Source organism: Streptomyces sp. NPDC005878 (assembly GCF_040629815.1).
Classification (GTDB): domain Bacteria; phylum Actinomycetota; class Actinomycetes; order Streptomycetales; family Streptomycetaceae; genus Streptomyces.
This window is the reverse complement of sequence record NZ_JBEXWK010000015.1, coordinates 1-22,739: the sequence shown is the minus strand read 5'-3', so window position 1 is coordinate 22,739 and position 22,739 is coordinate 1. Positions and strand designations below refer to the sequence as shown.

Annotated in this window: 19 protein-coding genes, 1 pseudogene and 1 riboswitch; of the genes and pseudogenes, 16 read left to right on the top strand and 4 right to left on the bottom strand. The window is 72.8% G+C overall.

Going from position 1 to position 22,739, the window contains the following annotated elements; all coding sequences use genetic code 11:
* The first annotated feature begins 2 nt into the window (after positions 1-2).
* The 3 genes from ABZ404_RS21850 to ABZ404_RS21840 all read left to right on the top strand — a co-directional run bounded on the left by ABZ404_RS21850 (position 3) and on the right by ABZ404_RS21840 (position 3,193).
* Positions 3-458, top strand: a complete 456-nt coding sequence (locus ABZ404_RS21850) for an Lrp/AsnC family transcriptional regulator (protein ID WP_358835061.1) — start codon at positions 3-5, stop codon at positions 456-458.
* Between the two features lie 184 nt (positions 459-642).
* Positions 643-1,440, top strand: coding sequence for a carbon-nitrogen hydrolase family protein (locus ABZ404_RS21845; protein ID WP_358835062.1), 798 nt, complete (start codon positions 643-645; stop codon positions 1,438-1,440).
* Positions 1,441-1,498: 58 nt separating this feature from the next.
* Complete coding sequence (locus ABZ404_RS21840; protein WP_358835063.1) at positions 1,499-3,193, top strand: NAD(P)/FAD-dependent oxidoreductase; 1,695 nt, start codon at positions 1,499-1,501, stop codon at positions 3,191-3,193.
* Positions 3,194-3,308: 115 nt separating this feature from the next.
* Here ABZ404_RS21840 and ABZ404_RS21835 read toward each other — a convergent pair whose 3' ends face one another.
* Positions 3,309-4,076, bottom strand: a complete 768-nt coding sequence (locus ABZ404_RS21835; RefSeq protein ID WP_358990700.1) for a DUF5995 family protein — start codon at positions 4,074-4,076, stop codon at positions 3,309-3,311.
* Between the two features lie 187 nt (positions 4,077-4,263).
* On the opposite strand from ABZ404_RS21835, the gene ABZ404_RS21830 reads away from it, so the two are divergent.
* Positions 4,264-5,367 carry a glycoside hydrolase family 6 protein gene (locus tag ABZ404_RS21830; protein WP_358990742.1) on the top strand — a complete coding sequence of 368 codons (1,104 nt, stop codon included), beginning with the start codon at positions 4,264-4,266 and terminating at the stop codon, positions 5,365-5,367.
* On the opposite strand, the gene ABZ404_RS21825 is transcribed toward ABZ404_RS21830, so the two are convergent.
* Positions 5,349-6,794 (bottom strand): solute carrier family 23 protein, encoded by a 1,446-nt coding sequence (locus ABZ404_RS21825; protein ID WP_358837468.1) that lies wholly within the window; start codon positions 6,792-6,794, stop codon positions 5,349-5,351. The genes ABZ404_RS21830 and ABZ404_RS21825 overlap by 19 nt on opposite strands.
* Before the next feature lie 206 nt (positions 6,795-7,000).
* Between ABZ404_RS21825 and ABZ404_RS21820 the strand changes: the two are divergent.
* Positions 7,001-8,291: pseudogene (locus ABZ404_RS21820) on the top strand (alginate lyase family protein).
* Between the two features lie 141 nt (positions 8,292-8,432).
* Here the strand turns inward: ABZ404_RS21820 and ABZ404_RS21815 are convergent.
* Positions 8,433-9,662 carry an MFS transporter gene (locus ABZ404_RS21815; RefSeq protein ID WP_358990697.1) on the bottom strand — a complete coding sequence of 410 codons (1,230 nt, stop codon included), beginning with the start codon at positions 9,660-9,662 and terminating at the stop codon, positions 8,433-8,435.
* Positions 9,663-9,783: 121 nt separating this feature from the next.
* Between ABZ404_RS21815 and ABZ404_RS21810 the strand changes: the two genes are divergently transcribed.
* Complete coding sequence (locus ABZ404_RS21810) at positions 9,784-10,917, top strand: ROK family transcriptional regulator (protein ID WP_358990694.1); 1,134 nt, start codon at positions 9,784-9,786, stop codon at positions 10,915-10,917.
* A gap of 112 nt (positions 10,918-11,029) precedes the next feature.
* Here ABZ404_RS21810 and ABZ404_RS21805 read toward each other — a convergent pair whose 3' ends face one another.
* The gene (locus ABZ404_RS21805) at positions 11,030-13,432 is read right to left on the bottom strand and encodes a chitinase C-terminal domain-containing protein (RefSeq protein ID WP_358836074.1); all 2,403 of its coding nucleotides are present in this window, start codon (positions 13,430-13,432) and stop codon (positions 11,030-11,032) included.
* 287 nt (positions 13,433-13,719) lie between these two features.
* Positions 13,720-13,850: riboswitch (FMN riboswitch) on the top strand.
* 160 nt (positions 13,851-14,010) lie between these two features.
* Here ABZ404_RS21805 and ribD point away from each other — a divergent pair.
* The 10 genes from ribD (at position 14,011) to ABZ404_RS21755 (ending at position 22,490) form a co-directional block, all read left to right on the top strand.
* The gene (ribD, locus tag ABZ404_RS21800; protein ID WP_358836075.1) at positions 14,011-15,093 is read left to right on the top strand and encodes a bifunctional diaminohydroxyphosphoribosylaminopyrimidine deaminase/5-amino-6-(5-phosphoribosylamino)uracil reductase RibD; all 1,083 of its coding nucleotides are present in this window, start codon (positions 14,011-14,013) and stop codon (positions 15,091-15,093) included.
* A 2-nt stretch (positions 15,094-15,095) separates the two neighbouring features.
* The gene (locus ABZ404_RS21795) at positions 15,096-15,704 is read left to right on the top strand and encodes a riboflavin synthase (RefSeq protein WP_358836076.1); all 609 of its coding nucleotides are present in this window, start codon (positions 15,096-15,098) and stop codon (positions 15,702-15,704) included.
* Positions 15,701-16,345 carry a nicotinamide mononucleotide transporter family protein gene (locus ABZ404_RS21790; protein ID WP_358836077.1) on the top strand — a complete coding sequence of 215 codons (645 nt, stop codon included), beginning with the start codon at positions 15,701-15,703 and terminating at the stop codon, positions 16,343-16,345. The genes ABZ404_RS21795 and ABZ404_RS21790 overlap by 4 nt, the downstream gene beginning before the upstream one ends.
* Positions 16,342-17,631: a bifunctional 3,4-dihydroxy-2-butanone-4-phosphate synthase/GTP cyclohydrolase II gene (locus ABZ404_RS21785; protein ID WP_358836078.1), complete on the top strand. Its 1,290-nt coding sequence runs from the start codon at positions 16,342-16,344 to the stop codon at positions 17,629-17,631. The genes ABZ404_RS21790 and ABZ404_RS21785 overlap by 4 nt, the downstream gene beginning before the upstream one ends.
* A gap of 51 nt (positions 17,632-17,682) precedes the next feature.
* A complete protein-coding gene (gene ribH / locus ABZ404_RS21780; RefSeq protein WP_358836079.1) occupies positions 17,683-18,168 on the top strand; it encodes a 6,7-dimethyl-8-ribityllumazine synthase in 486 nt (161 codons plus the stop codon).
* Positions 18,169-18,203: 35 nt separating this feature from the next.
* Positions 18,204-18,485, top strand: coding sequence for a phosphoribosyl-ATP diphosphatase (locus tag ABZ404_RS21775; protein ID WP_188275085.1), 282 nt, complete (start codon positions 18,204-18,206; stop codon positions 18,483-18,485).
* A gap of 45 nt (positions 18,486-18,530) precedes the next feature.
* The gene (hisG, locus tag ABZ404_RS21770; RefSeq protein WP_358836080.1) at positions 18,531-19,379 is read left to right on the top strand and encodes an ATP phosphoribosyltransferase; all 849 of its coding nucleotides are present in this window, start codon (positions 18,531-18,533) and stop codon (positions 19,377-19,379) included.
* A gap of 46 nt (positions 19,380-19,425) precedes the next feature.
* Positions 19,426-19,881 (top strand): PH domain-containing protein, encoded by a 456-nt coding sequence (locus ABZ404_RS21765; protein WP_358836083.1) that lies wholly within the window; start codon positions 19,426-19,428, stop codon positions 19,879-19,881.
* Between the two features lie 204 nt (positions 19,882-20,085).
* Positions 20,086-21,426, top strand: coding sequence for a hemolysin family protein (locus tag ABZ404_RS21760; protein ID WP_358836081.1), 1,341 nt, complete (start codon positions 20,086-20,088; stop codon positions 21,424-21,426).
* Entirely contained in the window at positions 21,423-22,490 is a 1,068-nt protein-coding gene (locus tag ABZ404_RS21755; protein WP_358836082.1) for a hemolysin family protein, read from the top strand. Before ABZ404_RS21760 ends, ABZ404_RS21755 begins: the two co-directional genes overlap by 4 nt.
* Positions 22,491-22,739 lie beyond the last annotated feature (249 nt).

Genomic DNA, 22,739 nt, shown 5'->3' with positions numbered 1-22,739 from the left:
CAGTGCGACTCAATGACCTCGACGAGCGCATCGTCCACGCCCTCGCTGAAGACGCCCGCCGCTCCTACGCCGACATCGGTTCGCTGATCGGCCTCTCCGCGCCCGCCGTGAAGCGGCGCGTGGACCGGCTGCGCGCCGAGGGCGCCATCACCGGATTCACCGTCCGGGTGGACCCCGCGGCGCTGGGCTGGGAGACCGAGGGCTTCATCGAGCTGTACTGCCGCCGCAACACCTCGCCCGACGCCATCAAGCGCGGCCTGGAGCGGTACCCCGAGGTCGCGTCCGCCTCCACCGTCACCGGTGAGGCGGACGCGATCGTCCAGGTCTTCGCCTCGGACATGCGCCACTTCGAGCGGGTCCTGGAACGGATCGCCGGGGAGCCCTACGTGGAGCGCACCAAGTCGGTCCTCGTGCTCTCGCCCCTGCTCAGGCGCTTCTCCTCCGGCTCGCCCGCCTGATCGTCCGGGTCCGGGGCCCGGGGGCGTACGGGCCGCGCGGCGGCCACGCAACGAATCGCCGCACAGGGCCGCTCACGCGCAACGAATCCTCCTCCGGCGTGCAACAGTCGTGCCTTGTCGGGGTCGAGCGGCGGAACGTACCGTCTAGGTGACCCCTTCAACCACTTTCGCCCCGAGGACCGCCATGCCCCCGCTGCGTACCGCCCTGCTCCAGAGCTCCGGCCGTCCGGGTGACGTCGCCGCGAACCTGAAGGTGCTGGACGAGGCCGCCGGCCGGGCCGCGGCGACCGGGGCGGGCCTGCTGGTCACCGCCGAGATGTTCCTCACCGGCTACGCCATCGGGGACGACGTGCCCCGGCTCGCCGAGGCCGCCGACGGCCCCGGAGCGCGGGCCATCGCCGAGATCGCCCGCCGGCACGGCCTCGCGGTCCTGTACGGCTACCCCGAGCGGGACGGCGAGACCGTCTACAACTCGGCGCAGCTGATCGCCGCCGACGGGCAGCGCCTGGCGAACTACCGCAAGACCCACCTCTTCGGCTGCTTCGAGCAGAAGTGGTTCACCCCCGGCGACCAGCAGGTCGTCCAGGCCGAGCTGAACGGTCTGCGGCTGGGCATGATGATCTGCTACGACGTGGAGTTCCCCGAGAACGTCCGGGCGCACGCCCTGGCCGGCACCGACCTCCTCCTGGTGCCCACCGCGCAGATGCACCCCTTCCAGTTCGTCGCCGAGTCCGTGGTGCCGGTGCGCGCCTTCGAGAACCAGATGTACATCGCGTACGTCAACCGGACCGGCCCCGAGGGCGAGTTCGAGTTCGTCGGGCTGAGCTGCCTGGCCGGACCCGACGGCACCGCCCGGGCGCGCGCGGGCCGCGAGGCCGAACTGGTCGTCGGCGACGCCGACCCCGAGTTCCTGGCCGCCTCGCGCGCGAACAACCCGTATCTGCGCGACCGCCGCCCCGGCCTCTACACCTCCCTCGTCTGACCCGGACCCTTCCGGCCGCCCCCTACCCCCCTCGTATTGTGCAAGGAGTCCGTACCCCATGACGTCCACGGTGCCCACCGCCGTCCCGCAGCCCGAGGGCCAGCCGCCGATCACCATGTTCGGTCCGGACTTCCCCTACGCATACGACGACTTCCTGGCCCACCCGGCCGGGCTCGGCCAGATACCCGCGACCGAGCACGGCACCGAGGTCGCCGTCATCGGCGGCGGTCTGTCCGGCATCATCTCGGCGTACGAGCTGATGAAGATGGGCCTCAAGCCCGTCGTGTACGAGGCCGACCAGATCGGCGGACGGCTGCGCACCGTCGGCTTCGACGGCCCCGGCACGGACGGTCTGACCGCGGAGATGGGCGCGATGCGCTTCCCGCCCTCCTCGACGGCGCTCCAGCACTACATCGACCTGGTCGGCCTGGTCACCGAGCCGTTCCCGAACCCGCTCGCCGAGGCCACCCCCTCGACCGTCGTCGACCTCAAGGGCGAGTCGCACTACGCCGAGACCATCGCCGACCTGCCGCAGGTCTACCGCGACGTGGCCGCCGCGTGGAACGCCTGCCTGGAGGAGGGCGCCGACTTCTCCGACATGAACACCGCGATGCGCGAGCGCGACGTCCCGCGCATCCGGGAGATCTGGGCCAAGCTCGTCGAGAAGCTCGACAACCAGACCTTCTACGGCTTCCTCTGCGACTCGCAGGCGTTCAAGTCCTTCCGCCACCGCGAGATCTTCGGCCAGGTCGGGTTCGGCACCGGCGGCTGGGACACCGACTTCCCCAACTCCATCCTGGAGATCCTGCGCGTCGTCTACACCGAGGCGGACGACCACCACCGCGGCATCGTCGGCGGTTCCCAGCAGCTGCCGCTGCGGCTGTGGGAGCGCGAGCCGGAGAAGATCGTGCACTGGGCGCAGGGCACCTCGCTCTCCTCGCTGCACGAGGGCGCGCCGCGCCCGGCGGTCACGCGCCTGACCCGCACCGCGGGCAACCGGATCACCGTCACCGACGCGTCGGGCGACATCCGCACCTACCGCGCGGCGATCTTCACCGCGCAGTCCTGGATGCTGCTCTCCAAGATCGAGTGCGATGACTCGCTCTTCCCGATCGACCACTGGACGGCGATCGAGCGCACCCACTACATGGAGTCGAGCAAGCTCTTCGTGCCCGTCGACCGGCCGTTCTGGCTGGACAAGGATGAGGAGACGGGCCGGGACGTCATGTCGATGACGCTCACGGACCGGATGACCCGTGGCACCTACCTGCTGGACGACGGCCCGGACAAGCCCGCCGTCATCTGCCTCTCCTACACCTGGTGCGACGACAGCCTGAAGTGGCTGCCGCTGTCGGCGAACGAGCGCATGGAGGTCATGCTCAAGTCGCTCGGCGAGATCTACCCGAAGGTCGACATCCGCAAGCACATCATCGGCAACCCGGTGACCGTGTCGTGGGAGAACGAGCCGTACTTCATGGGCGCGTTCAAGGCGAACCTGCCGGGCCACTACCGCTACCAGCGCCGTCTGTTCACGCACTTCATGCAGGACTCGCTGCCCGAGGACAAGCGGGGCATCTTCCTCGCGGGCGACGACATCTCCTGGACGGCCGGCTGGGCCGAGGGCGCGGTGCAGACCGCGCTGAACGCGGTGTGGGGCGTCATGCACCACCTCGGCGGCGCCACGGACGGCACCAACCCCGGCCCGGGCGACCTGTACGACGAGATCGCGCCGGTCGAGCTGCCGGAGGACTGACGGCGGACCGACGAGGGCGGGGACCGGGATCGAGGGGCCCGGGGGCCGCGGCCCCCGGGCCCCTCCTCCGTCCCGTCATCCGTTCACAGCCCCGCGCCGCCCGTGTCGTACCGCGTCAGCCGGAGAAGGCCGGGCCCGGGCCGGAGCGGCAGGCGGGGACTGCGCGCGCGGGAGAGGGGCCCGCGTACGGCGTCAACAGGCATCGGCCCACCAGGCCGACCCCCGCGTCCATCCGCTCCCTGAACTCCCCGGACAGTTCGGGAAGTTCCCGCAGCCGCCACAGCAGCCGCGCCGAGGACCAGGCCGCGTCGCGCGCCCGCTCCAGGCTCCACGACGCCAGCAGATGCGTGAGCGGGTCCGCGACCTCCAGCAGGTCGGGCCCGGGCATCAGCTCCTCGCGCACCCGCTCCTCCAGCGCCACCAGCATGTCGCCGACCCGCTCGAAGTCCCGCTCCAGACCCTCCGGTCCGCACCCCAGGGCGCGGCAGCTGTCGACGACGGCGAGGGCCAGGTCGTGCCCGATGTGGGCGTTGATGCCGCAGAGCGCGAACTGCAGGGGGCGTACGCCCGGGTGGCGCCGGTACTGGAAGAGCGGCCGCCAGCAGGCGGGCGGGCGCAGCCCCGCCGCCACCGCGTCGACCGCCCGCAGATACCGCCGGGCGAACAGCACGTCCAGCGTCGCCGCCGCCTCCGGGTCCTCGAACGCGCCCCGGGCCAGGGAGCGGTCGATCTCCTCGGTGACCGCCAGATAGACCCGGTTGAAGACGGCCAGGCCGTCCTTGGGCGGCAGGCTCGCGCGCAGCGCCCGCATCCGCCCCGCTACGGTGTCCACCGACGCCCCGGCGAGCCCCGTGGCACCTGCCCGCTGTCCGATCCGCACCATGGGGGCAGCGTCCCAGTCCGGCGCCGCCCGGGACGTCGCCGTGCCCGGGGCTTCCCCGGAACGGGTGAACACGGGCCGTCGGGCCCGGAGGAAGAGGAGTCAGCGGTTGTCGGGAACACCGCCGTCACGCGCGCACCGGCGCGGCGAGGACAGAGCCGCGCGCCGTGCGGCCGCCCGGCGCACCGCCATGGTGGCGCTGGCCTGCGCGGTCGTGGGCGTCGGCGCGGTCTCCGGCGCCGTGGCGGCCCTCGGGGACAAGGGCGGCGGCACGGCCCGGCCCGCGCCCTCCCCGTCGCCCGCCGTCGCGACCCTGCCCGCCGTGCCCGCCCCGGCCTCCGTGGCCCCGCCGCCCCCGCGCGCGACCCCGCGCGCCGCCCGTCCGTCCACGGCCCCCCGGCCCCCGGCCACCCCCTCGCCCGCGCGGGGCGCGATCTCCGCCCCGCTCTACCGCTCGCCCGACTCGCAGGTCCTCGACTGGGTCCGGGCCCACCCCGGTGACCCCCGGCGCCCGCTGATCGAGCGCCGGATCGCGGACCGCCCCACGGCCGTGTGGTTCACCGCGTACGACCCGGACGCGATCACGCGCGAGGTACGGGCGGTGACCTCGGCGGCGGCCGCACAGGGCAGAGTGGCGGTGCTCGTCCCGTACGCGATACCCGGCCGGGACTGCGGCGGTGCCTCGCAGGGCGGCGCGCCGGACCTCGCCGCGTACGACAGGTGGATGGGGAACTTCGCGGCGGGGCTCGGGCGTTCACCGGTCATCGTGGTCCTGGAGCCGGACGCGATCGCCCAGTCGGACTGCCTCACCGCGGGCGAGCGCACGGCCCGGTTCGCCTCGCTGGCCAGGGCGGGGCGCGCGCTCCACGCGGCCGACCCCCGGGCCAGGGTGTACTTCGACGCGGGCCACTCCGGCTGGCGCGACGCGGGCGAGATGGCCGGGCTGCTGCGCGCGGCGGGCGCCGCCACCAGTGGCGACGGCATCTTCACCAACGTCTCCAACTTCCACGCCACGGCGGACGAGGCGGCGTACGCGCGCCGGGTGCTCACGGCGCTGGGCGGTCCCGCGCGGCTGGGTGCGGTGATCGACACCAGCCGCAACGGCAGGGGCGCGCCGCCGGACGGGCAGTGGTGCGACCCGGCCGGGCGCGGCCTGGGACGCGCCCCCACCACGCGGACGGGCGAGGCGCGCATCGACGCCTATCTGTGGGTGAAGCTGCCCGGCGAGTCCGACGGCTGCCGGGGCACGGCGGGCAGCTTCGCGCCCGACTACGCCTACGACTTGGCGCGCTGAGGCCCCTCGGGCGTCCCCCGCTCGCTCTCGCTCTCCCTCTGGCTCTCGCGCTCGCCCGGCTCGCCGTACGACGACGTGCCCTCGTCGAGCAGCGGCTCCTGCTCCTTCATATGGGCCGGGGCCAGGGCGCGCAGCACGTGGTAGCCGGTGATGACCACGATGGTGCCCAGGGCGATCCCGCCGAGGCGGAAGTCGTCGGTGAACTTCAGGCTGACGCCGCCGATGCCGATGATGATGCCGGCCGCCGCCGGGACCAGGTTCAGCGGATTGCGCAGGTCCACCTCGGCGTTGATCCAGATCTGGGCGCCCAGCAGGCCGATCATGCCGTAGAGGATGACGGTGATGCCGCCGAGGACGCCGCCGGGGATGGCCGCGACGATCGCGCCGAACTTGGGGCAGACACCGAAGAGCAGCGCGAAGCCGGCGGCGGCCCAGTAGGCGGCGGTCGAGTAGACGCGGGTGGCGGCCATGACGCCGATGTTCTCGGAGTAGGTGGTGTTGGGCGGGCCGCCGACGGCGGTGGAGAGCACCGAGGCCACACCGTCGGCGGCGATCGCGGTGCCCAGCTTGTCGTCGAGGTCGTCGCCGGTCATCTCACCGACGGCCTTGACGTGTCCGGCGTTCTCGGCGATCAGCGCGATCACCACGGGCAGGGCGACCAGGATGGCGGACCACTCGAAGTGCGGGGCGTGGAAGGAGGGCAGACCGATCCAGTCGGCCCTGCCGACTCCGGAGAGGTCCAGACGCCAGTGGTCGGTGGCCTCGCCCGCGCCCGGAACGGAGTGGATCTTGCCGAAGACACGGTCGAAGAGCCAGGAGATCGCGTAGCCGAAGAGCAGCCCGAGGAAGATCGCGACCCGGGACCAGAAGCCGCGCAGGCAGACCACGGCGAGCCCGGTGAAGAGCATCACCAGCAGCGCGGTCCACTGGTCCTGCGGCCAGTACGTGGCGGCGGTCACCGGCGCCAGGTTGAAGCCGATCAGCATCACGACCGCGCCGGTCACGATGGGCGGCATCGCGGCGTGGATGACCCGCGCGCCGAACCGCTGCACCGCGAGGCCCGCCGCGAACAGCACGGCGCCGACGACGAGGACCGCGCCGGTGACGGTGGCGCTGGTCCCGCCGCTCGCCCGGATCGTGGCGGCGACCCCGACGAAGGAGAGCGAGCAGCCCAAGTAGCTGGGGACCCGGCCCTTGGTGGCGAGCAGGAAGATGACCGTGGCGACGCCGGACATCATGATCGCGAGGTTGGGATCCAGGCCCATGAGGACGGGCGCCACGAAGGACGCGCCGAACATGGCCACCACGTGCTGGGCGCCGAGGCCGATCGTCCGGGGCCAGGACAGCCGCTCGTCCGGACGGACGACGGCGCCGGGGGCGGGGGTCCGCCCGTCACCGTGCAGGGTCCAGCGCACGCCGAGGCCCATGAGTTTGCTCCAGTTCGTTCCGTGCTGAGAAGAATCAGCGCCATGGTAGTGGGGCCCGGGAGATCGGGTCCCATCCGTGAATCCCGCGCGGGGCATTGTCACCCGGAACTGCTGGCTCTACGCTCCAACGGCCTTACTGGTGAACAGAGTTCAGATATGTGAAGTTCCTAGGTGGGGAAGGTGCCTCTATGGGTGGAATATCCGGCATGGCCGCCGGTGGAAGACGCGGCCGACTGGTGGCCCTGCTGGCCGCGGTGGCGGCCGTCGCCCCGGCGCTCGTCCCGACGGCCTCGCACGCCGCCGCTCCCCGGCCCGCGCCTCTCAGGGCCCCGCACACCGTGGTCGTCGACGGGGCGCGCATGAGGGACACGCGGCTGCGGCTCGACGCGGGCGACCCCGCGCTGCGCGCCGCCGTCGGGAAGCTGACCGCTGCGGCCGACGCCCGGCTCGGGCAGGGCCCCTGGACGGTCGTGGACAAGCCGCGGCCCGCGCCGGGCGGCGACCCCCACGACTACCTCAGCCAGGCGCCGTACTGGTGGCCCTCCCGGCCGAGGACCGCCGACAACCCCTGGGGCTGCCCGTACGTACAGAGGGACGGGCAGCGCAACCCCGAGGTCGACACCGGCACCGACCGCCTCGACCTCGGCCGGATGGTGAGCTCGGTGACCACGCTCGGCCTCGCCTGGTACTACACCGGCCGGGCCCAGTACGCCGAGCAGGCCGCGGCCGCCCTGCGCACCTGGTTCCTGGACCCGGCGACCGCGATGAACCCCAACCTCGACCACGGCCAGTTCATCCCCTGCGCGTACGACGGCCGGGCGATCGGCATCATCGACTTCTCCCAGCAGTACACCGGCGTCCTGGACGCCGTCGCCGTCCTCGACCTGGGCGCGCCCGGCTGGCGGGCCGAGGACCGTACCCGGATGCGCGACTGGAACAAGAGGTTCCTGGACTGGCTGCTGACCTCGCCGTTCGGCAAGGAGGAGTCGGCCGCCCGGAACAACCACGGCACCTTCCAGGACATGCAGATCGCCGCGCTCGCCCTCGCCACCGGCGACCGGGCGCTGGCGGCGAGGACCGTCCGGGCCGCCGCGAAGCTGCGGGTCGACCCGCAGATCGCCGCCGACGGCAGCCAGCCCCAGGAGCTCGCCCGCACCCGCAGCTGGCACTACTCGGTCTTCGACCTGGGTGGCGTACAGCAGGCTCGCCGCAATCGGCCGGCACGTCGGCGTCGACCTCTGGGGCTACCGGGGGCCGCAGGGCCAGAGCCTGTTCAGGGCCGTCGACTATCTGCTGCCCGCGGCGACCGGGGCGGCCGCCTGGCCCCACCCGGAGCTGGAGTTCCACCGGTACGCGGCGAGCGACGTGGTGCACGCGGCGGCCGACGCGGGCGACCGCACGGCCCGCGCGGCCGTCCCGAGGCTCCAGGCCCCGCCCGGCGGCGACCTGTGGGCGCTGCGGCCCGCCGCCGAACAACTGGACTCGATCGCCGGCTGAGTCGCGTCCGGCACCCGGGGCCCAGGGGCCGCCCGGTGCGGAAGGAGCGTCCCGGCTGAACCGCCCCCCATACGGTTCAGCCGCGGGCCGCGCCAGGGCGTGCCGGGCGTCGCGGGGCAGGCGGGACTCTCGCGACACACCCTAGGGGGCGGTGCCGGTGGACCGCGCCGGTGCCGCCTCCACGGCGGCCCCGCCGCCCGTCGCCCGGGCACGCCCTCCCGTACGCAGTACGTTCGCCCCCGCGACCAGCCCCAGCGCCAACACCGTCACCAGGCCGAACGACACCACCAGGGACGTCAGATCGGCGATGCCGCCGATCGTCGAGGGGGCCACGAGGCCCGAGGTGTACGTGATGGTGGCGACGCCCGCGATGGCCTGGCTCGGGTGGGGGCCGCTGCGCCCGGCCGCCGCGAACGCCAGCGGCACCACCACCGCGACCCCCAGCCCCACCAGGGCGAACCCGGCCATCGCCACGGCCGGCGCGGGCGCCAGCACCACCGCGAGCCCGCCCGCCGTGGCCAGCGCGCCGCCGCAGCGGACCGTCCGTACCGCGCCGAACCGGTCCACGACCCGGTCGCCCGCGATCCGCGCCACCGTCATGGTCAGGGTGAACGCCGTGGTCGAGGCGGCGGCGAGCCCGGCCGACGCGTCCATGGTGTCCCGCAGGTAGACCGCCGACCAGTCCAGGCTCGCCCCCTCGGCGAACACCGCGCAGAACGCGACCAGGCCGATCACCACCGCCGTCCTCGGCGGCAGGGTGAAGCGCGGCGGCGGAACCTCGTCGGGCGCGCTGCGCAGATCCAGCACGGCGCCGCAGACGAGCGCGCCCAGCGCGGTGAGGACGGCCGCCGCGACGAGGTGGTGCACGCGCGCGTCGACGCCGAGGTGCGCGGCGAGCGTGCCGGCGGTCGAGCCGATCAGGGCGCCCGCGCTCCACATGCCGTGCAGCCCCGACATGATGGACCGCCCGAGCCGGTCCTCGGTCTCCACGCCCAGCGCGTTCATGGCCACGTCCGACAGGCCCGCCGTCGCCCCGAACACGAAGAGCGCCGCACAGAGCGTGTAGAGGTTCGGGACCAGCGCCGGGAGGGCGAGGGCCAGGGTCCACAGGGCGAGCAGCCCGCGCAGCGCCCGGCGCGCCCCGAGGCGGTGTGTGACCGCGCCGGAGAGCGGCATCAGCAGCGACGAGCCGATGGCGGGGAACGCGAGCGCGAGCCCGAGCTGGCCGGTGGAGATGCCGGTGTGCTCCTGGATCCAGGGGACCCGGGTGGCGAAGTTCCCGGTGACCGTGCCGTGGACGCAGAACACCGCGGCGATCGCGATCCTGGCCCGCCTCAACTGCCGTGTGCCGACGTCCGCTTCGGTCCTCATCCGGCCGGTCCTCCCCTGGAAATGGTCGCTGTGGTCCGGTGCCCGCGATAAACTATCAGGAACCCTGCCTGATAAATACTCCGCCGTCCAACGGGTTTCGGTCGTCTGGAAGGATCCCGGCATGCCCGCATCACCGAGCACCGCCCGGGTCATCAACGACCGCCTCGCCCTGCGTCTGCTCCAGGACGAGGGGCCGCTGACGGCGGCTCAGCTCAAGGAGCTCACCGGTCTGTCCCGACCCACCGTCGCCGATCTCGTCGAACGGCTCCAGGGCTCGGGCCTGGTCCGGGTCGTGGGGGAGTCCGGCGCGGAGCGGCGCGGCCCCAACGCCAAGCTGTACGGGATCGTCGCCGACCGCGCGCACCTCGCCGCCCTCGACGTACGCACCGACAGCGTCACCGTGGTCGTGGCGGACCTGCTCGGCGCGACCCTCGCCCGGGCCGCCCTGCCGATCGACGCCGGGGCCGGGACGGGGCCGGCGGTGGAACAGGCGGTGGCGCTCCTGGAGCGCACCGCGAAGGAGGCGGGCGCCGCGCGGCTGCACAGCATCGGGATCGGGGCGCCCGGCCTGATCGACCCGGCGACGGGCGAGCTGCGCGACAGCACCGGCCTGCCCGCCTGGCACCGGGCGCTGGTCCCCGCCCTCCAGGGGCGGCTGTCGGCCGCGGTCCTCGTCGAGAACGAGGTGAACCTGGCGGCGATGGCCGAGCACCGCCTCGGCGCCGCGCGCGGACAGAGCGACTTCGTACTGTTCTGGCTGGGCCAGGGCGTGGGGGCCGCGGTCTTCCTGGACGGGAAGCTGCGCCGGGGCGCGTCCGGCGGCGCGGGCGAAATCGGCTTCCTGCCCGTCCCGGGCACCGGGGGGCTGCCGTCCGCGACCGGCTGCGACGGCGGGTTCCACGCGCTCGCGGGCGCCGACGCGGTGCTGCGGCTCGCCGCCGGGCACGGGCTGAGGGGCGGCGCCGAGACCCTGGTACGGGAGGCGGAGGGCCCGTTCCTCGACGCGCTCGCCGAGCGGATCGCCATCGGCGCGGCGGCCGTGGTCTCCGTACTGGACCCGGGTCTGATCGTCCTGGGCGGCGAACTCGGTCACGCGGGCGGCGCCCGGCTCGCCGCCCGCGTACGGGCCCGGCTCGCCGCCCTCACCCCGCTCGGCGCGGAGGTGGGGCCCAGCGGACTCGGGGACCGGGCGGTGCTGCGCGGGGCCCTGCTCGCGGCCCGGGACGCCGCTCAGGACGAGCTGTTCGGGCCCTGACGCACCGCGCCCCGGCCGGGGATTCCGGCCGGGGCGCGGGTGCTTCGGCGGGGGTGCCCGGCGGGGCGGCAAGGGCCCCGAGGCGCACCGCCGGGCGTTCGGGGGCGGGACCTCAGCAGGTCCCGAGGTCCTGCCAGACGCCCCACTCGCCGGTGGTCCCGGGCTCCTCGCCCTTCGTCCACCACTTCGACTTCCAGGTGTGGGACTTGTGCGAGACGGTCGTGCCGCCGCCGTACTCGGCCGTGGCCGACCAGACGGGCGCGGCACAGGAGCCACCGCCCGTGGTGCCCCCGGTGGACCCGCCGGTCGTGCCGCCCGTGGTGCCGCCGGTCGTGCCGCCCGTGGTCCCGCCGGTCGTGCCCCCTGTGGTCCCCCCGGTCGTCCCGCCTGTGGTGCCGGTGTCCGGCTCGGTGGGCGTCGCGCCGCGGGTGAGGTCCCCGGCCACCGCGTAGGTGCGGCCGCCGAAGGTGACCGTCCAGTTGGAGGGCGTGGACACCGGCAGGTAGTAGACGAAGTCCAGCGTCACCGAGGCGCCCGGGGCCAGCGACTGCCAGGCCGGCAGCTTCAGCGAGACCCGGTTGTAGTCACCCTTCAGACCGCCCACGTTGCTGCCGGTGTGGTCGCTGCGCACGATCGTCGTACCGAAGCCCGACTGGTCCTTGGCGTTCGCCGGCGCCGAGGTGCCGTAGTCGAACTGGAACTCCGTGCCGCCCGGCAGCGTCGCCCGGGTGCGGTTGGTGAGCGTCACCTTCGGGCTGATCGGGTAGTTGGAGTCGCCGAGCGGGAACTGCCCGAAGTCCACGCCGATGTCGAGCGCCTGCGTCGGCAGGGTGACCGAGGAGCGCTTGGCGCCGTAGGGGGCGGCCGTCCTGAACTTGTCGTACATCGCGGACGTCAGCGTGGAGCCCGGCTCGTACTGGCCCTTGGCCGCGTTGTACCGGTAGTCGCCCGCGAGCTCCCAGACCATCGTGCCGCCGATGCCCCTGTCGACCACGTAGTCGGCCTTGGCGTTCACCGACTGCTCGTCCTCGGTGGACAGGAAGACCTTCTTCTGGTCGTTCCACAGCCACGGCGCTACCAGCGCCGCGCTGTACTTGCGCGCGTAGGCGCCGGTCAGCCTGGTGTCGGCCGGGAAGCCGTACCGGGTCACGTAGTCGCCGACGACGCCCTTCTCCAGGTTCTTGGCGTGCCACATCGGGTTGGAGCCCGCCGGGGCCTCCTTGCCGTTGTCGTCGAGGTCGTGCCAGAGGTTGTCGATGCCGGTCGCGCCGTCACCACACTTGGTCAGCCCCGACCCGGCCGGACAGCTGGTGGACGCGGCCCTGCCCCACAGCCCGTCCGTCCCGCCGGTCACGTTCTTGAAGCCCCGGGTGTAGTACGGCAGGCCCATGTTGATGCGCCCGGCCGGCATCGAACCGCGGAAGTAGTGGTAGGCCCAGTCGGCGTTGAGGTACCCGGTCCCGCCGTACTGGGAGGTCGAGTAGACGCCCGCCGCGGCGAGTTCCGCGTCCTTGCCGTCGTCGAAGAGCGAGGCGTTCGGGCCCACGTACTCGTTCCAGGCGCCGTGCAGGTCGTACGACATGATGTTGACGTAGTCCAGGTACTTCTGGACCTGGAAGGTCTCCATACCGCGCAGCAGATAGCCGGACGAGGGCGCGGCGACGGACAGCAGGTAGTGCTTCCCGTCGGCCGCCCCCGCGCGGTCCAGCTTCTCGCGCAGCGACTTCATCAGCACCGCGTAGCCCTTGACCAGGCCCGCCCGGCGCGCGTTGGACAGCGTCCAGTCCAGCGGGTTGCCCGCGTCCTTCATCGTCGTGGGGTACTCGTAGTCGATGTCGACGCCGTTGAAGCCGTACTTCTTGACGAAGGCGACGGCCGAGTCCGCGAAGGTGTCGATGCCCGGCTGGTTCACCGAGCCGTCCGCGTTGGTGGCCACCGAGTAGAAGCCGCCCGAGGCCACGCGCTTGCCGTCGTCGCCGAAGTAGCCGCCCGTCTCGGCCCAGCCGCCCACCGAGATCAGCGTCTTCACGTTCGGGTGCTGCTTCTTGAACTTGTTCAGGAGGTTGAAGTGGCCCTTGTAGGGGAGCGCGGGGTCCATCTCGGCCCCGGCCACGCCCGGCCAGGTCATCCCGGTCGCCGCGTTCTTCTCGCCGCCGCCGACGGAGATCCTGTTGTCGGGACCGATGTGCGCGAAGGCGTAGTTGACGTGGGTGACCTTGTCCCACGGGATGTCGGAGGCGAGGTAGGCCGGGGTCCCGTCCTGGCCGGTGCGCCAGCCGGTGAAGTAGCCGATGACCCGGCGCTGGTGGTCCGCGCCCATCTTCTCGCGGCCCTCGGTGTCGTACACGGAGCAGTACGGGACGTCGACGCCCGGAGTCCGGTAGAGCCCGTCGGGGCGGCACACTTCGTTGTCGGCGGCGTGCGAGACGCCCGTGGAGAGCGTGGAGAGCAGCAGCCCCGCGACCGCGGCACCGGTCGCGAGCAGCGTGGCTCTCGTACGAGTGGGGGACAGCACGATCTGTTCCTCCAGGGGAGGTCGGTGGGACACGGCGGACGGCGTGCGGTCGTGCGGCGGCCCCGGTGTGCGCACACCGGCGGGCCTCACCTCGGAGGTGACACGGAGATTAAGAGGACTAGACCAGAGCGTCAATAGGTATGGACCAATGCAGGGGCCCCGGGGGGCGAGCGGGGTGGTGGAAGGCGAACCTCCGTTACCGGCCGCTACCGGACTGTGACCCAGGCCATAGATGTTCGCCCGTATGGCCGACGATCAGTCGTGGCACACTGACCCTGTACCAGCAGCAGCGCACTCCGGGGTCGGTGTAATTCCGAACCGGCGGTAATAGTCCGCGACCCGGCCGCATCCAGTGGCCGGTTGACCAGGTGGAATTCCTGGACCGACGGTGAAAGTCCGGATGGGAGGCAGTGCGCGGCGGGCGGGCCCTCAGGGCTCATGCCGGCCGTTCCGCTGATCGCCGTCATGGGCGATCGGTGTCCTTCGGCCCTGCGTGAGCTGTCTGTACGGCCCTGTTCCCGCTCTCTGTCGTTCATCGACAGCCCCGGAGTCCGTGCCCGAAGAGGCAGGAGGACCCGGTGGCCACCGCAGCCGACGCAGACGCCATGCGCCGAGCCGTCGAGCTCGCCGCGCGCGGACTCGGCTCCACCAGCCCCAACCCGGTCGTCGGGTGCGTCATCACCGACGCCTCGGGCGCCGTCGTCGGCGAGGGCTTCCACCAGAGGGCCGGCGGCCCGCACGCCGAGGTCCACGCCCTGTCCGCCGCGGGCGACCGGGCCCGGGGCGGCACCGCCTACGTCACCCTCGAACCCTGCAACCACACCGGTCGCACCGGCCCCTGCGCCCAGGCGCTCATCGCGGCCGGCGTCACCCGCGTCGTGTACGCGGTCGGCGACCCGAACCCGCAGGCCACCGGGGGCGCCGACACGCTCGCGGCGGCCGGCGTCGAGGTGGAGCAGGGCCTGCTCGCGGCCGAGGCCGAGGCCGGCAACGCCGCCTGGCTCACCTCCGTACGGCTCGGCCGCCCGTACGTCCTGTGGAAGTACGCCGCGACCCTGGACGGCCGGATCGCGGCCGAGGACGGCAGCAGCCGCTGGATCACCTCGGACGCCTCCCGCGCCGACGTCCACCGGCTGCGCGCCGAGGCGGACGCGGTGGTCGTGGGCTCCGGGACCGCCCGCGCCGACGACCCCCACCTCGCCGTGCGCGGGATCGACGGCGCCGTCCAGCCGCTGCGGGTCGTCGTCGACACCGAGGCCGCGGCCGTACTGCCCGGCGCCCGGGTCCTCGACGGCGCAGCCCCGACCCTGATCGCGGTCGCCGAGGACGCCGACACCGCCCATCTGGCGGGCACCGAGGTGGTGCGGCTGCCCCGCGCCGCCACCGGTCTGGACATCCCGGCGCTGCTGGCCGCCCTGCACGGCCGGGGCGTGCGGTCCGTGCTCCTGGAGGGCGGCCCGGCCCTCGCCGGGGCCTTCGTCGCCGCGGGCGCGGTCGACAAGGTCGTCGGCTACCTCGCACCCGTCCTGCTCGGCGCGGGCCCCGCGGCCCTGGCCGGCGGCGGAATCACCACGATCGCCGAGGCGTTGCGGCTCGAACTGACCGAGACCGTCCGCATCGGCCCCGATCTCCGTATCAGTGCCACTCCCAAGGAGCGTTGAGCGTGTTCACCGGAATCGTCGAAGAGCTGGGTGAGGTCACCGCCGTCGAGAAGCTCGGCGACTCCTCCCGCTTCCGTCTGCGCGGCCCCGTCGTCACCGAGGGAGCCCGGCACGGCGACTCGATCGCCGTCAACGGAGTCTGTCTGACCGTCGTGGAGAGCGGCGACGGCGAGTTCACCGCCGACGTCATGGAGGAGACGCTGAAGCGCTCCAGCCTCGGCGCCCTCGACGTCGGCTCCCGCGTCAACCTGGAGCGGCCCATGGCCGTGGGCGGGCGCCTCGGCGGGCACATCGTCCAGGGCCATGTCGACGGCACCGGCGCCATCGTGGCGCGCACCCCGTCGGAGAACTGGGAGATCGTCAAGGTCTCGCTGCCCGCGGAGCTCTCCCGGTACGTCGTCGAGAAGGGCTCGATCACCGTCGACGGCGTCAGCCTCACCGTCGTCGAGGCCGGCCCCGACTACTTCACCATCAGCCTCATCCCCACCACCCTCGCGCTGACCACGCTCGGCCGCAAGCAGCCCGGCGACCCGGTCAACCTGGAGGTCGACGTGATCGCCAAGTACGTCGAGCGCCTGCTCGGCGCCCGCGGCCAGGAGGACCCGAAGTGAACTGGCTCAACTCCGAGGCGTTCACCGCCTTCGACCAGCACATCATGTGGTCCGACATGATCGGCAACACGGTAGGTCTGATCGCCCTCGCGCTCGGCTGGCGGCGCTCCATATGGACCTGGCCCGCCCAGCTCCTGTCCGGCGTCATCCTGCTCGCCGCGTTCAGCACCGCCCACCTCTCCGGCAGCGCCGGCAAGCAGTTGGTGGTCATCGTGGTGGCGCTGTGGGGCTGGTACCAGTGGCGCGGCGGACGGCGCCAGGGCCGGGACGGCTCCATCGCGGTGCGCTTCGCCACCTGGCGCGAGCGCGGACTGCTCGCCGCGGGCGCGGCCCTCGGCACCCTCGCGGTCGGCGCGCTGTTCACCGCCTACCCGACGCTGTCGTGGGACCCGTGGCCGGACGCGTACATCTTCGTCGGCACGATCGTCGCCATGTACGCCCAGGCGCGCGGCATGGTCGAGTTCTGGTTCGCCTGGCTGCTCGTCGACGCCGTGGGCGTGCCGCTCAACTTCGCCAACGGTTTCGCCTTCTCCGGCTTCGTCTACGTCATCTACGGCGCCATCGTCCTGTGGGGCCTGCGCGACTGGTGGCTGCGCTCCCGTACGAGCGCGCAGCCCGTCCTGGAAGGAGCGGCGGCATGAGCGCCACCACACCCACCTGGTACTCCACCGACAACCGCGAGGACCTCTCCCTCGACCCCGTCGAGCAGGCGATCCGCGACATCGCGGCGGGTCGGCCGGTCGTGGTCGTGGACGACGAGGACCGCGAGAACGAGGGCGACCTCGTCATCGCCGCCGAGAAGGCGACCCCCGAGATCGTCGCGTTCATGATGAGCGAGTGCCGCGGGCTGATCTGCGCGCCCATGGAGGGCGACGCGCTCGACCGGCTGAAGCTGCCGCAGATGGTCGACCACAACACCGAGTCGATGAAGACCGCCTTCACCGTCTCGGTCGACGCGTCCGCCGCGCACGGCGTCTCCACCGGCATCTCCGCCGCCGACCGCGCCACCACCCTGCGCCTGCTCGCCCACGGGCAGGCCGAGGCCGGTGACTTCGTCCGCCCCGGCCACATCTTCCCGCTGCGCGCCAAGCCCGGCGGCGTCCTCGTGCGCAACGGCCACACCGAGGCCGCGGTCGACCTCGCCCGGCTCGCGGGGCTCGCCCCGGCCGGCGCGATCGTGGAGATCGCCGGTGAGGACGGCGTCATGCTGCGGCTGCCCGAGCTCATCCCGTTCGCCCGCAAGCACGGTCTGACGATCATCTCCATCGAGGACCTGATCGCCTACCGCCGCTCCAGCGAGCCCACCGTGCGCCGCGAGGCCGAGGTCCACCTCCCCACCTCCTTCGGGGAGTTCACCGCCTACGGCTACCGCTCCACCGTCGACGGCGTCGAGCACGTCGCCCTCGTCCACGGCGAGCTCGGCGACGGCGAGGACGTGCTGGTGCGCGTCCACTCCGAGTGCCTGACCGGCGACATCTTCCACTCGCAGCGCTGCGACTGCGGCCCCCAGCTCCAGGCCTCCATGGAGCGCATCACCGAGGCGGGCCGCGGCGTCGTGGTCTATCTGCGCGGCCACGAGGGGCGCGGCATCGGACTGCTCTCCAAGCTGCGCGCCTACGAGCTCCAGGAGCGCGGCCGCGACACGCTCGACGCCAACCTGGAGCTCGGCCTGCCCGCCGACGCCCGCGACTACGCGGCCGGCGCGCAGATCCTCCAGAACCTGGGCGTGCGCAGCCTGCGGCTGATGACCAACAACCCCGAGAAGACCGACGCCCTGGTCCGCCACGGCCTGAAGGTCACCGGCCGTGAGCCGATGCCGGTCAAGGCGGGCGAGCACAATCTGCGGTACCTGCGCACCAAGCGCGACCGGATGGGGCACGACCTGCCGTGGCTGGACGCGGCAGCGTCGACCTGCGGCAACCAGTAACGACACCGACAGCGGCACCCGCAACAGCAACAGATCACCGAGGAGTAGCACGTGAGTGGCAAGGGCGCACCCGAACTGTCCGTACGCAACTGCGCAGACCTCCGCGTCGCCGTGATCGCGGCGCAGTGGCACGAGAAGGTCATGGACGGACTCGTCGACGGCGCCCTGCGCGCCCTGCACGAGCTCGGCATCGACGAGCCGACGCTGCTGCGCGTCCCCGGCAGCTTCGAGCTGCCGGTCGTCGCCAAGGTCTGCGCGGGCCGCGGGTACGACGCGGTCGTCGCCCTGGGCGTCGTCATCAGGGGCGGTACACCGCACTTCGACTATGTGTGCCAGGGTGTCACCAACGGTCTCACCCAGGTCAGCATCGACACCGGCGTACCCGTCGGATTCGGCGTGCTGACCTGCGACACCGAGGAGCAGGCCCTGGACCGGGCCGGCCTCGAAGGGTCGAACGAGGACAAGGGCCACGAAGCGGTCACCGCCGCCGTCGCCACGGCCGCCACGCTGCGCACCGTCAGCGAACCCTGGCGCTGAGTGGCAGGGACGCACCCCTTACCCTGAGAAGCATCATGGCGAACAAACCCTCCAAGAGTTTCGAAGAGCTCTTCACCGAGCTCCAGCTCAAGGCCGCCAACGGCGACCCGTCCACCTCCCGCACCGCCGAACTGGTGGACAAGGGTGTGCATGCCATCGGCAAGAAGGTCGTCGAGGAGGCCGCCGAGGTCTGGATGGCCGCCGAGTACGAGAGCAAGGACGCCGCCGCCGAGGAGATCTCGCAGCTGCTGTACCACGTCCAGGTGATGATGGTCGCGCGCGGGATCTCCCTCGACGACGTCTACGCGCACCTCTGAGCACACCCGCACATCCCACCCCCTCACCCGAAGGAAGCCGACCTCATGCTGCGCATCGCCGTCCCCAACAAGGGTTCACTGTCCGGACCTGCGTCGGCGATGCTCCATGAGGCCGGCTACCAGATGCGCAAGGAGTCCAAGGAACTCGTCCTGGTCGACCCGGCCAACGAGGTCGAGTTCTTCTACCTCCGCCCCAAGGACATCGCGATCTACGTGTCGGCGGGCAAGCTCGACATCGGCATCACCGGCGAGGACCTGCTGATCGACTCGGGTGCCGACGCCGAGGTGATCCTGCCGCTCGGCTTCGCCCGCTCCACCTTCCGCTTCGCCGCCAAGCCCGGCACCGTCTCGGGCATCGAGGACCTGGCGGGCAAGACGATCGCCACCTCCTACGAGGGCATCGTCGCCAAGCACCTGGCCGAGGCCGGTGTCGCCGCCTCCGTGGTGCACCTCGACGGCGCCGTGGAGACCGCCATCGAGCTGGGCGTCGCCCAGGTCATCGCGGACGTCGTGGAGACCGGCACCTCGCTGCGCAACGCGGGTCTCGAGGTCTTCGGCGACCCGATCATGAAGTCGGAGGCGGCCGTCATCCGCCGCACCGGCGCCGACGCCGAGAACCCCAAGGTCCAGCAGTTCCTGCGCCGCCTCCAGGGCGTCCTGGTCGCCCGCAGCTACGTGATGATGGACTACGACTGCCGCGCCGAGCACCTGGAGCGGGCCGTCGCCCTCACCCCCGGCCTGGAGTCGCCGACCATCTCGCCGCTCCACAACGAGGGCTGGGTCGCGGTGCGTGCCATGGTCCCGGCCAAGGAAGCCCAGCGGATCATGGACGACCTGTACGAGCTGGGCGCCCGCGCCATCCTCACCACGGCCATCCACGCCTGCCGCCTCTGACCGGTCCGCCCGGCCCCCCGATCCCCGTACGGAAGTGACGTTCCCCGTGTCCGCCCCCGCGCCCCAGCTCCCCGCTCTCCCGGTCACGTTCCGGCCGACCCGCACCCGGGCCGTGCTGCTGAGCGTGGGCGCCGTGATGTTCGCCGTGATCACCGGCATCGCACTGCTCCTGGAGAACATGAGCGGGGGCGAGCGGGCGAGTTTCGTGTTCACCGCCGCGGTCTTCTTCGCGGTCCTCGCGCTGCTGAGCCGGCCCAAGGTCGTCGCCGACGACACGGGCGTCACCGTCGTCAACCTCACCCGGACCCGGCGGCTCGCCTGGGCCGAGATCCTGCGCGTGAACCTGCGCCCCGGCGACCCCTGGGTCTTCCTGGACCTCAGCGACGGCACCAGCCTGCCCGCGCTCGGCATCCAGCCCGGCATCGCCAAGGAGCGGGCCATCCGCGACGCCCGCGCGCTGCGCGCGCTCGCCGAGACGCACGGCACCCGCCAGGACGGCTGACCCTCCCCCTTTCAGCACCGGGGCAGGCATTGCGGCGACGATCTCAATAGCTACCCTGGTGGACGTGGCGCGCAACGCGCCGGCCCCGCGCGGAAGGCGGCACCACGCGCCTGCGGGGCACCAGCGACCCGAGGAGTGACTCCCTCCAGCAATGGACGGATTGTCCGGTAGTACCCGCGCCGCCCCTTCGCAGGAGGCGGCGGCATGACCACCCCCCTTCTGCTGCTCGCCGCGGCATTCCTTCTCATCCTCGCCAACGGGTTCTTCGTGGCCGCCGAGTTCGGCCTGGTCACCGTGGAGCGTCCGGACGCCGAGCAGGCCGCCGCCGACGGCGACCGCCGGGCCGGCACCGTCGTGGCGGCCCTGCGCGAGCTGTCCTTCCAGCTCTCCGGCACCCAGCTCGGCATCACCATCACCTCGCTCGTCGTCGGCATGCTCGCCGAGCCCGCGCTCGCCGGACTGCTCGACGGGCCGCTCACCGCGGCCGGCCTGCCGGCCCGGGTGGCGCCCGGGGTGAGCGTCGTCGTCGGCATGCTGCTCGCCTCCGCCGTCCAGATGGTGATCGGCGAACTCGTCCCCAAGAACTGGGCGGTCTCGCGGCCCCTCCAGGTCGCGCGGTTCGTCGCCGGCCCGCAGAGCCGCTTCTCCCGGCTCTTCCGGCCCGTCATCGCCCTCCTGAACACCGTCGCCAACCGGCTGGTCCGGGCGCTCGGCGTGGAGCCGGCCGACGAACTCGCCTCCGCCCGCACGCCGGGCGAACTGGTCTCCCTGGCCCGCCACTCGGCGCGCGCCGGAGCCATCGAGCAGGACACCGTCGACCTGTTCGTCCGCACCCTGGCGCTCGGCAGGCTCACCGCGGCGAACGTGATGACGCCGCGCGTGAAGGTGAGCGCGCTCCAGACCTCCGCGACCGCCGCCGACGTCCTCAACCTCACCCGGGCCACCGGGCTCTCCCGCTTCCCCGTCTACCGGGAGCGGATCGACGAGGTCGTCGGCATGGTCCACCTCAAGGACGCGCTCGCGGTGCCGCCGCAGGAGCGTCACCGCACACCGGCCGCGCGGATCGCCGTGCCGCCCCTGCTGGTGCCCGAGACCCTGCCCGTGCAGCAGCTCCTGGAGCGGCTGCGCAGCGAGCAGCCGATAGCCGTGGTCGTCGACGAGTACGGCGGCACGGCCGGGGTCGTCACCCTGGAGGACATCGTGGAGGAGCTCGTCGGCGAGGTGCGCGACGAGCACGACACCGAGGGCGACACCGGGCCCGAGCTCGCCGCCGTGGCGAGCGACGACGGCCGCCCCGCGTGGGAGGCCGACGGCAGCTGCCGGGTGCTGAGCCTGCGCCGGATAGGACTGGACGCGCCGGACGGGCCGTACGAGACGGTCGCCGGACTCGTCGCCGACCTGCTCGGACGCATCCCCGTCCCCGGTGACCGCGCCGAGCTGCCCGGCTGGCGGATCCAGGTCCGCCGGGTCGGGCGCTACCGTGCCGAGCGGGTGCGCTTCGTCCGTACCGCCGACGTCAAGAGCGTGGCGGAGGCCGTGCGATGAGCCTGTTGCAACTCTTCTTCGCCCTGCTGCTGGTGCTGGCGAACGGCTTCTTCGTCGGGGCCGAGTTCGCCCTGGTCTCCGTGCGCCGCAGCCAGATCGAACCCCTCGCGTCCCAGTCGGCGCGGGCCCGGCAGGTGCTCCACGGTCTGGAGAACCTGCCGCAGATGATGGCGGCCGCGCAGTTCGGCATCACCGTCTGCTCGCTGACGCTGGGCGCGGTGGCCGAGCCCACCGTGGCCCACCTCCTCGAGCCGGTGTTCGAGGCCGCCCGGGTCCCGGCGGGACTTATCCACCCCCTCGGTTACGCGATCGCGCTCGCCCTCGTCGTCTTCCTCCACCTCGTCATCGGCGAGATGGTCCCGAAGAACCTGGCGATGGCGGCGCCCGAGAAGACCGCGCTCTGGTTCAGTCCCGGCCTCGTCGCGTTCGCCCGGGTCTGCCGCCCGGTCACGGTCGCGCTGGGCACGTGCGCGCGGCTGGTGCTGCGGGCGTTCCGGGTGGAGCCCAAGGACGAGGTGGAGACGGTCTTCACCAGCGAGCAGCTGAACCGCATGGTGGAGGACTCCGGACAGGCCGGGCTCCTGGACCCGCGGGAGATGGAGCGGCTGGAGGACGCCCTGGAGCTGGGCAGCCGGCCGGTGACGGACGTCCTGCTCGACCGGTCGTCCCTGGTCACGGTCGGCACCTCGGTGACGCCCCGGCAGCTGGAGGAGCTGACGGTCCGTACCGGGTACTCGCGCTTCCCCGTCTGCGCGGAGGGGGGCGCCTTCATGGGGTTCCTCCACGTCAAGGACGTCCTGGACCTGGAGGAGCGGGAGCGGGCGGTGCCGCAGCAGGTGTGGCGCCCGCTGGTCACGCTCCGGGCCGAGCTGCCGCTCGACGACGCGCTCACCGTGATGCGGCGGGCTGCGGCGCACCTCGCGCAGGTGGCGGACGCGTCGGGGCGGGTGCTGGGGCTGGTGGCCCTGGAGGACGTCCTGGAGATGCTGGTGGGCGAGGTACGGGACCCGTCGCACCGCCCGTTCCCGGTACAGCCCCGAGCGGAGCAGGCCCTGGCGGGGTGAGCCAGGGGTCGCCCCTCCCCGCCCCTTCCCCAAACCCTCCGGGGGCGGGGGAGGGGCGGGGGCAGGCGGTCTCCCCGGGGACTCCGTCCCCTGCACCCCTGGGCGGGGCTGTCGCCCCCTGTACCCCGCTTCGCGAATGTCCCTTTGGCTGCGGGCCGTGTGGGGTTGCTCGCGCAGTTCCCCGCGCCCCTAGGGGGTCGGCCGTAGCCGGAACAGTTGGCTCAGCCACAGGCTTTTAGGGGCGCGGGG

Coding starts and splice junctions, on each gene's coding strand:
- ABZ404_RS21845 (WP_358835062.1), top strand. CDS start 643: ATGCCCCCGCTGCGTACCGCCCTGCTCCAGAGCTCCGGCCGTCCGGGT.
- ABZ404_RS21840 (WP_358835063.1), top strand. CDS start 1,499: ATGACGTCCACGGTGCCCACCGCCGTCCCGCAGCCCGAGGGCCAGCCG.
- ABZ404_RS21835 (WP_358990700.1), bottom strand. CDS start 4,076: ATGGTGCGGATCGGACAGCGGGCAGGTGCCACGGGGCTCGCCGGGGCG.
- ABZ404_RS21830 (WP_358990742.1), top strand. CDS start 4,264: ATGGTGGCGCTGGCCTGCGCGGTCGTGGGCGTCGGCGCGGTCTCCGGC.
- ABZ404_RS21825 (WP_358837468.1), bottom strand. CDS start 6,794: ATGGGCCTCGGCGTGCGCTGGACCCTGCACGGTGACGGGCGGACCCCC.
- ABZ404_RS21815 (WP_358990697.1), bottom strand. CDS start 9,662: ATGAGGACCGAAGCGGACGTCGGCACACGGCAGTTGAGGCGGGCCAGG.
- ABZ404_RS21810 (WP_358990694.1), top strand. CDS start 9,784: ATGCCCGCATCACCGAGCACCGCCCGGGTCATCAACGACCGCCTCGCC.
- ABZ404_RS21785 (WP_358836078.1), top strand. CDS start 16,342: ATGAGCGCCACCACACCCACCTGGTACTCCACCGACAACCGCGAGGAC.
- ABZ404_RS21775 (WP_188275085.1), top strand. CDS start 18,204: ATGGCGAACAAACCCTCCAAGAGTTTCGAAGAGCTCTTCACCGAGCTC.
- hisG (WP_358836080.1), top strand. CDS start 18,531: ATGCTGCGCATCGCCGTCCCCAACAAGGGTTCACTGTCCGGACCTGCG.
- ABZ404_RS21760 (WP_358836081.1), top strand. CDS start 20,086: ATGACCACCCCCCTTCTGCTGCTCGCCGCGGCATTCCTTCTCATCCTC.
- ABZ404_RS21755 (WP_358836082.1), top strand. CDS start 21,423: ATGAGCCTGTTGCAACTCTTCTTCGCCCTGCTGCTGGTGCTGGCGAAC.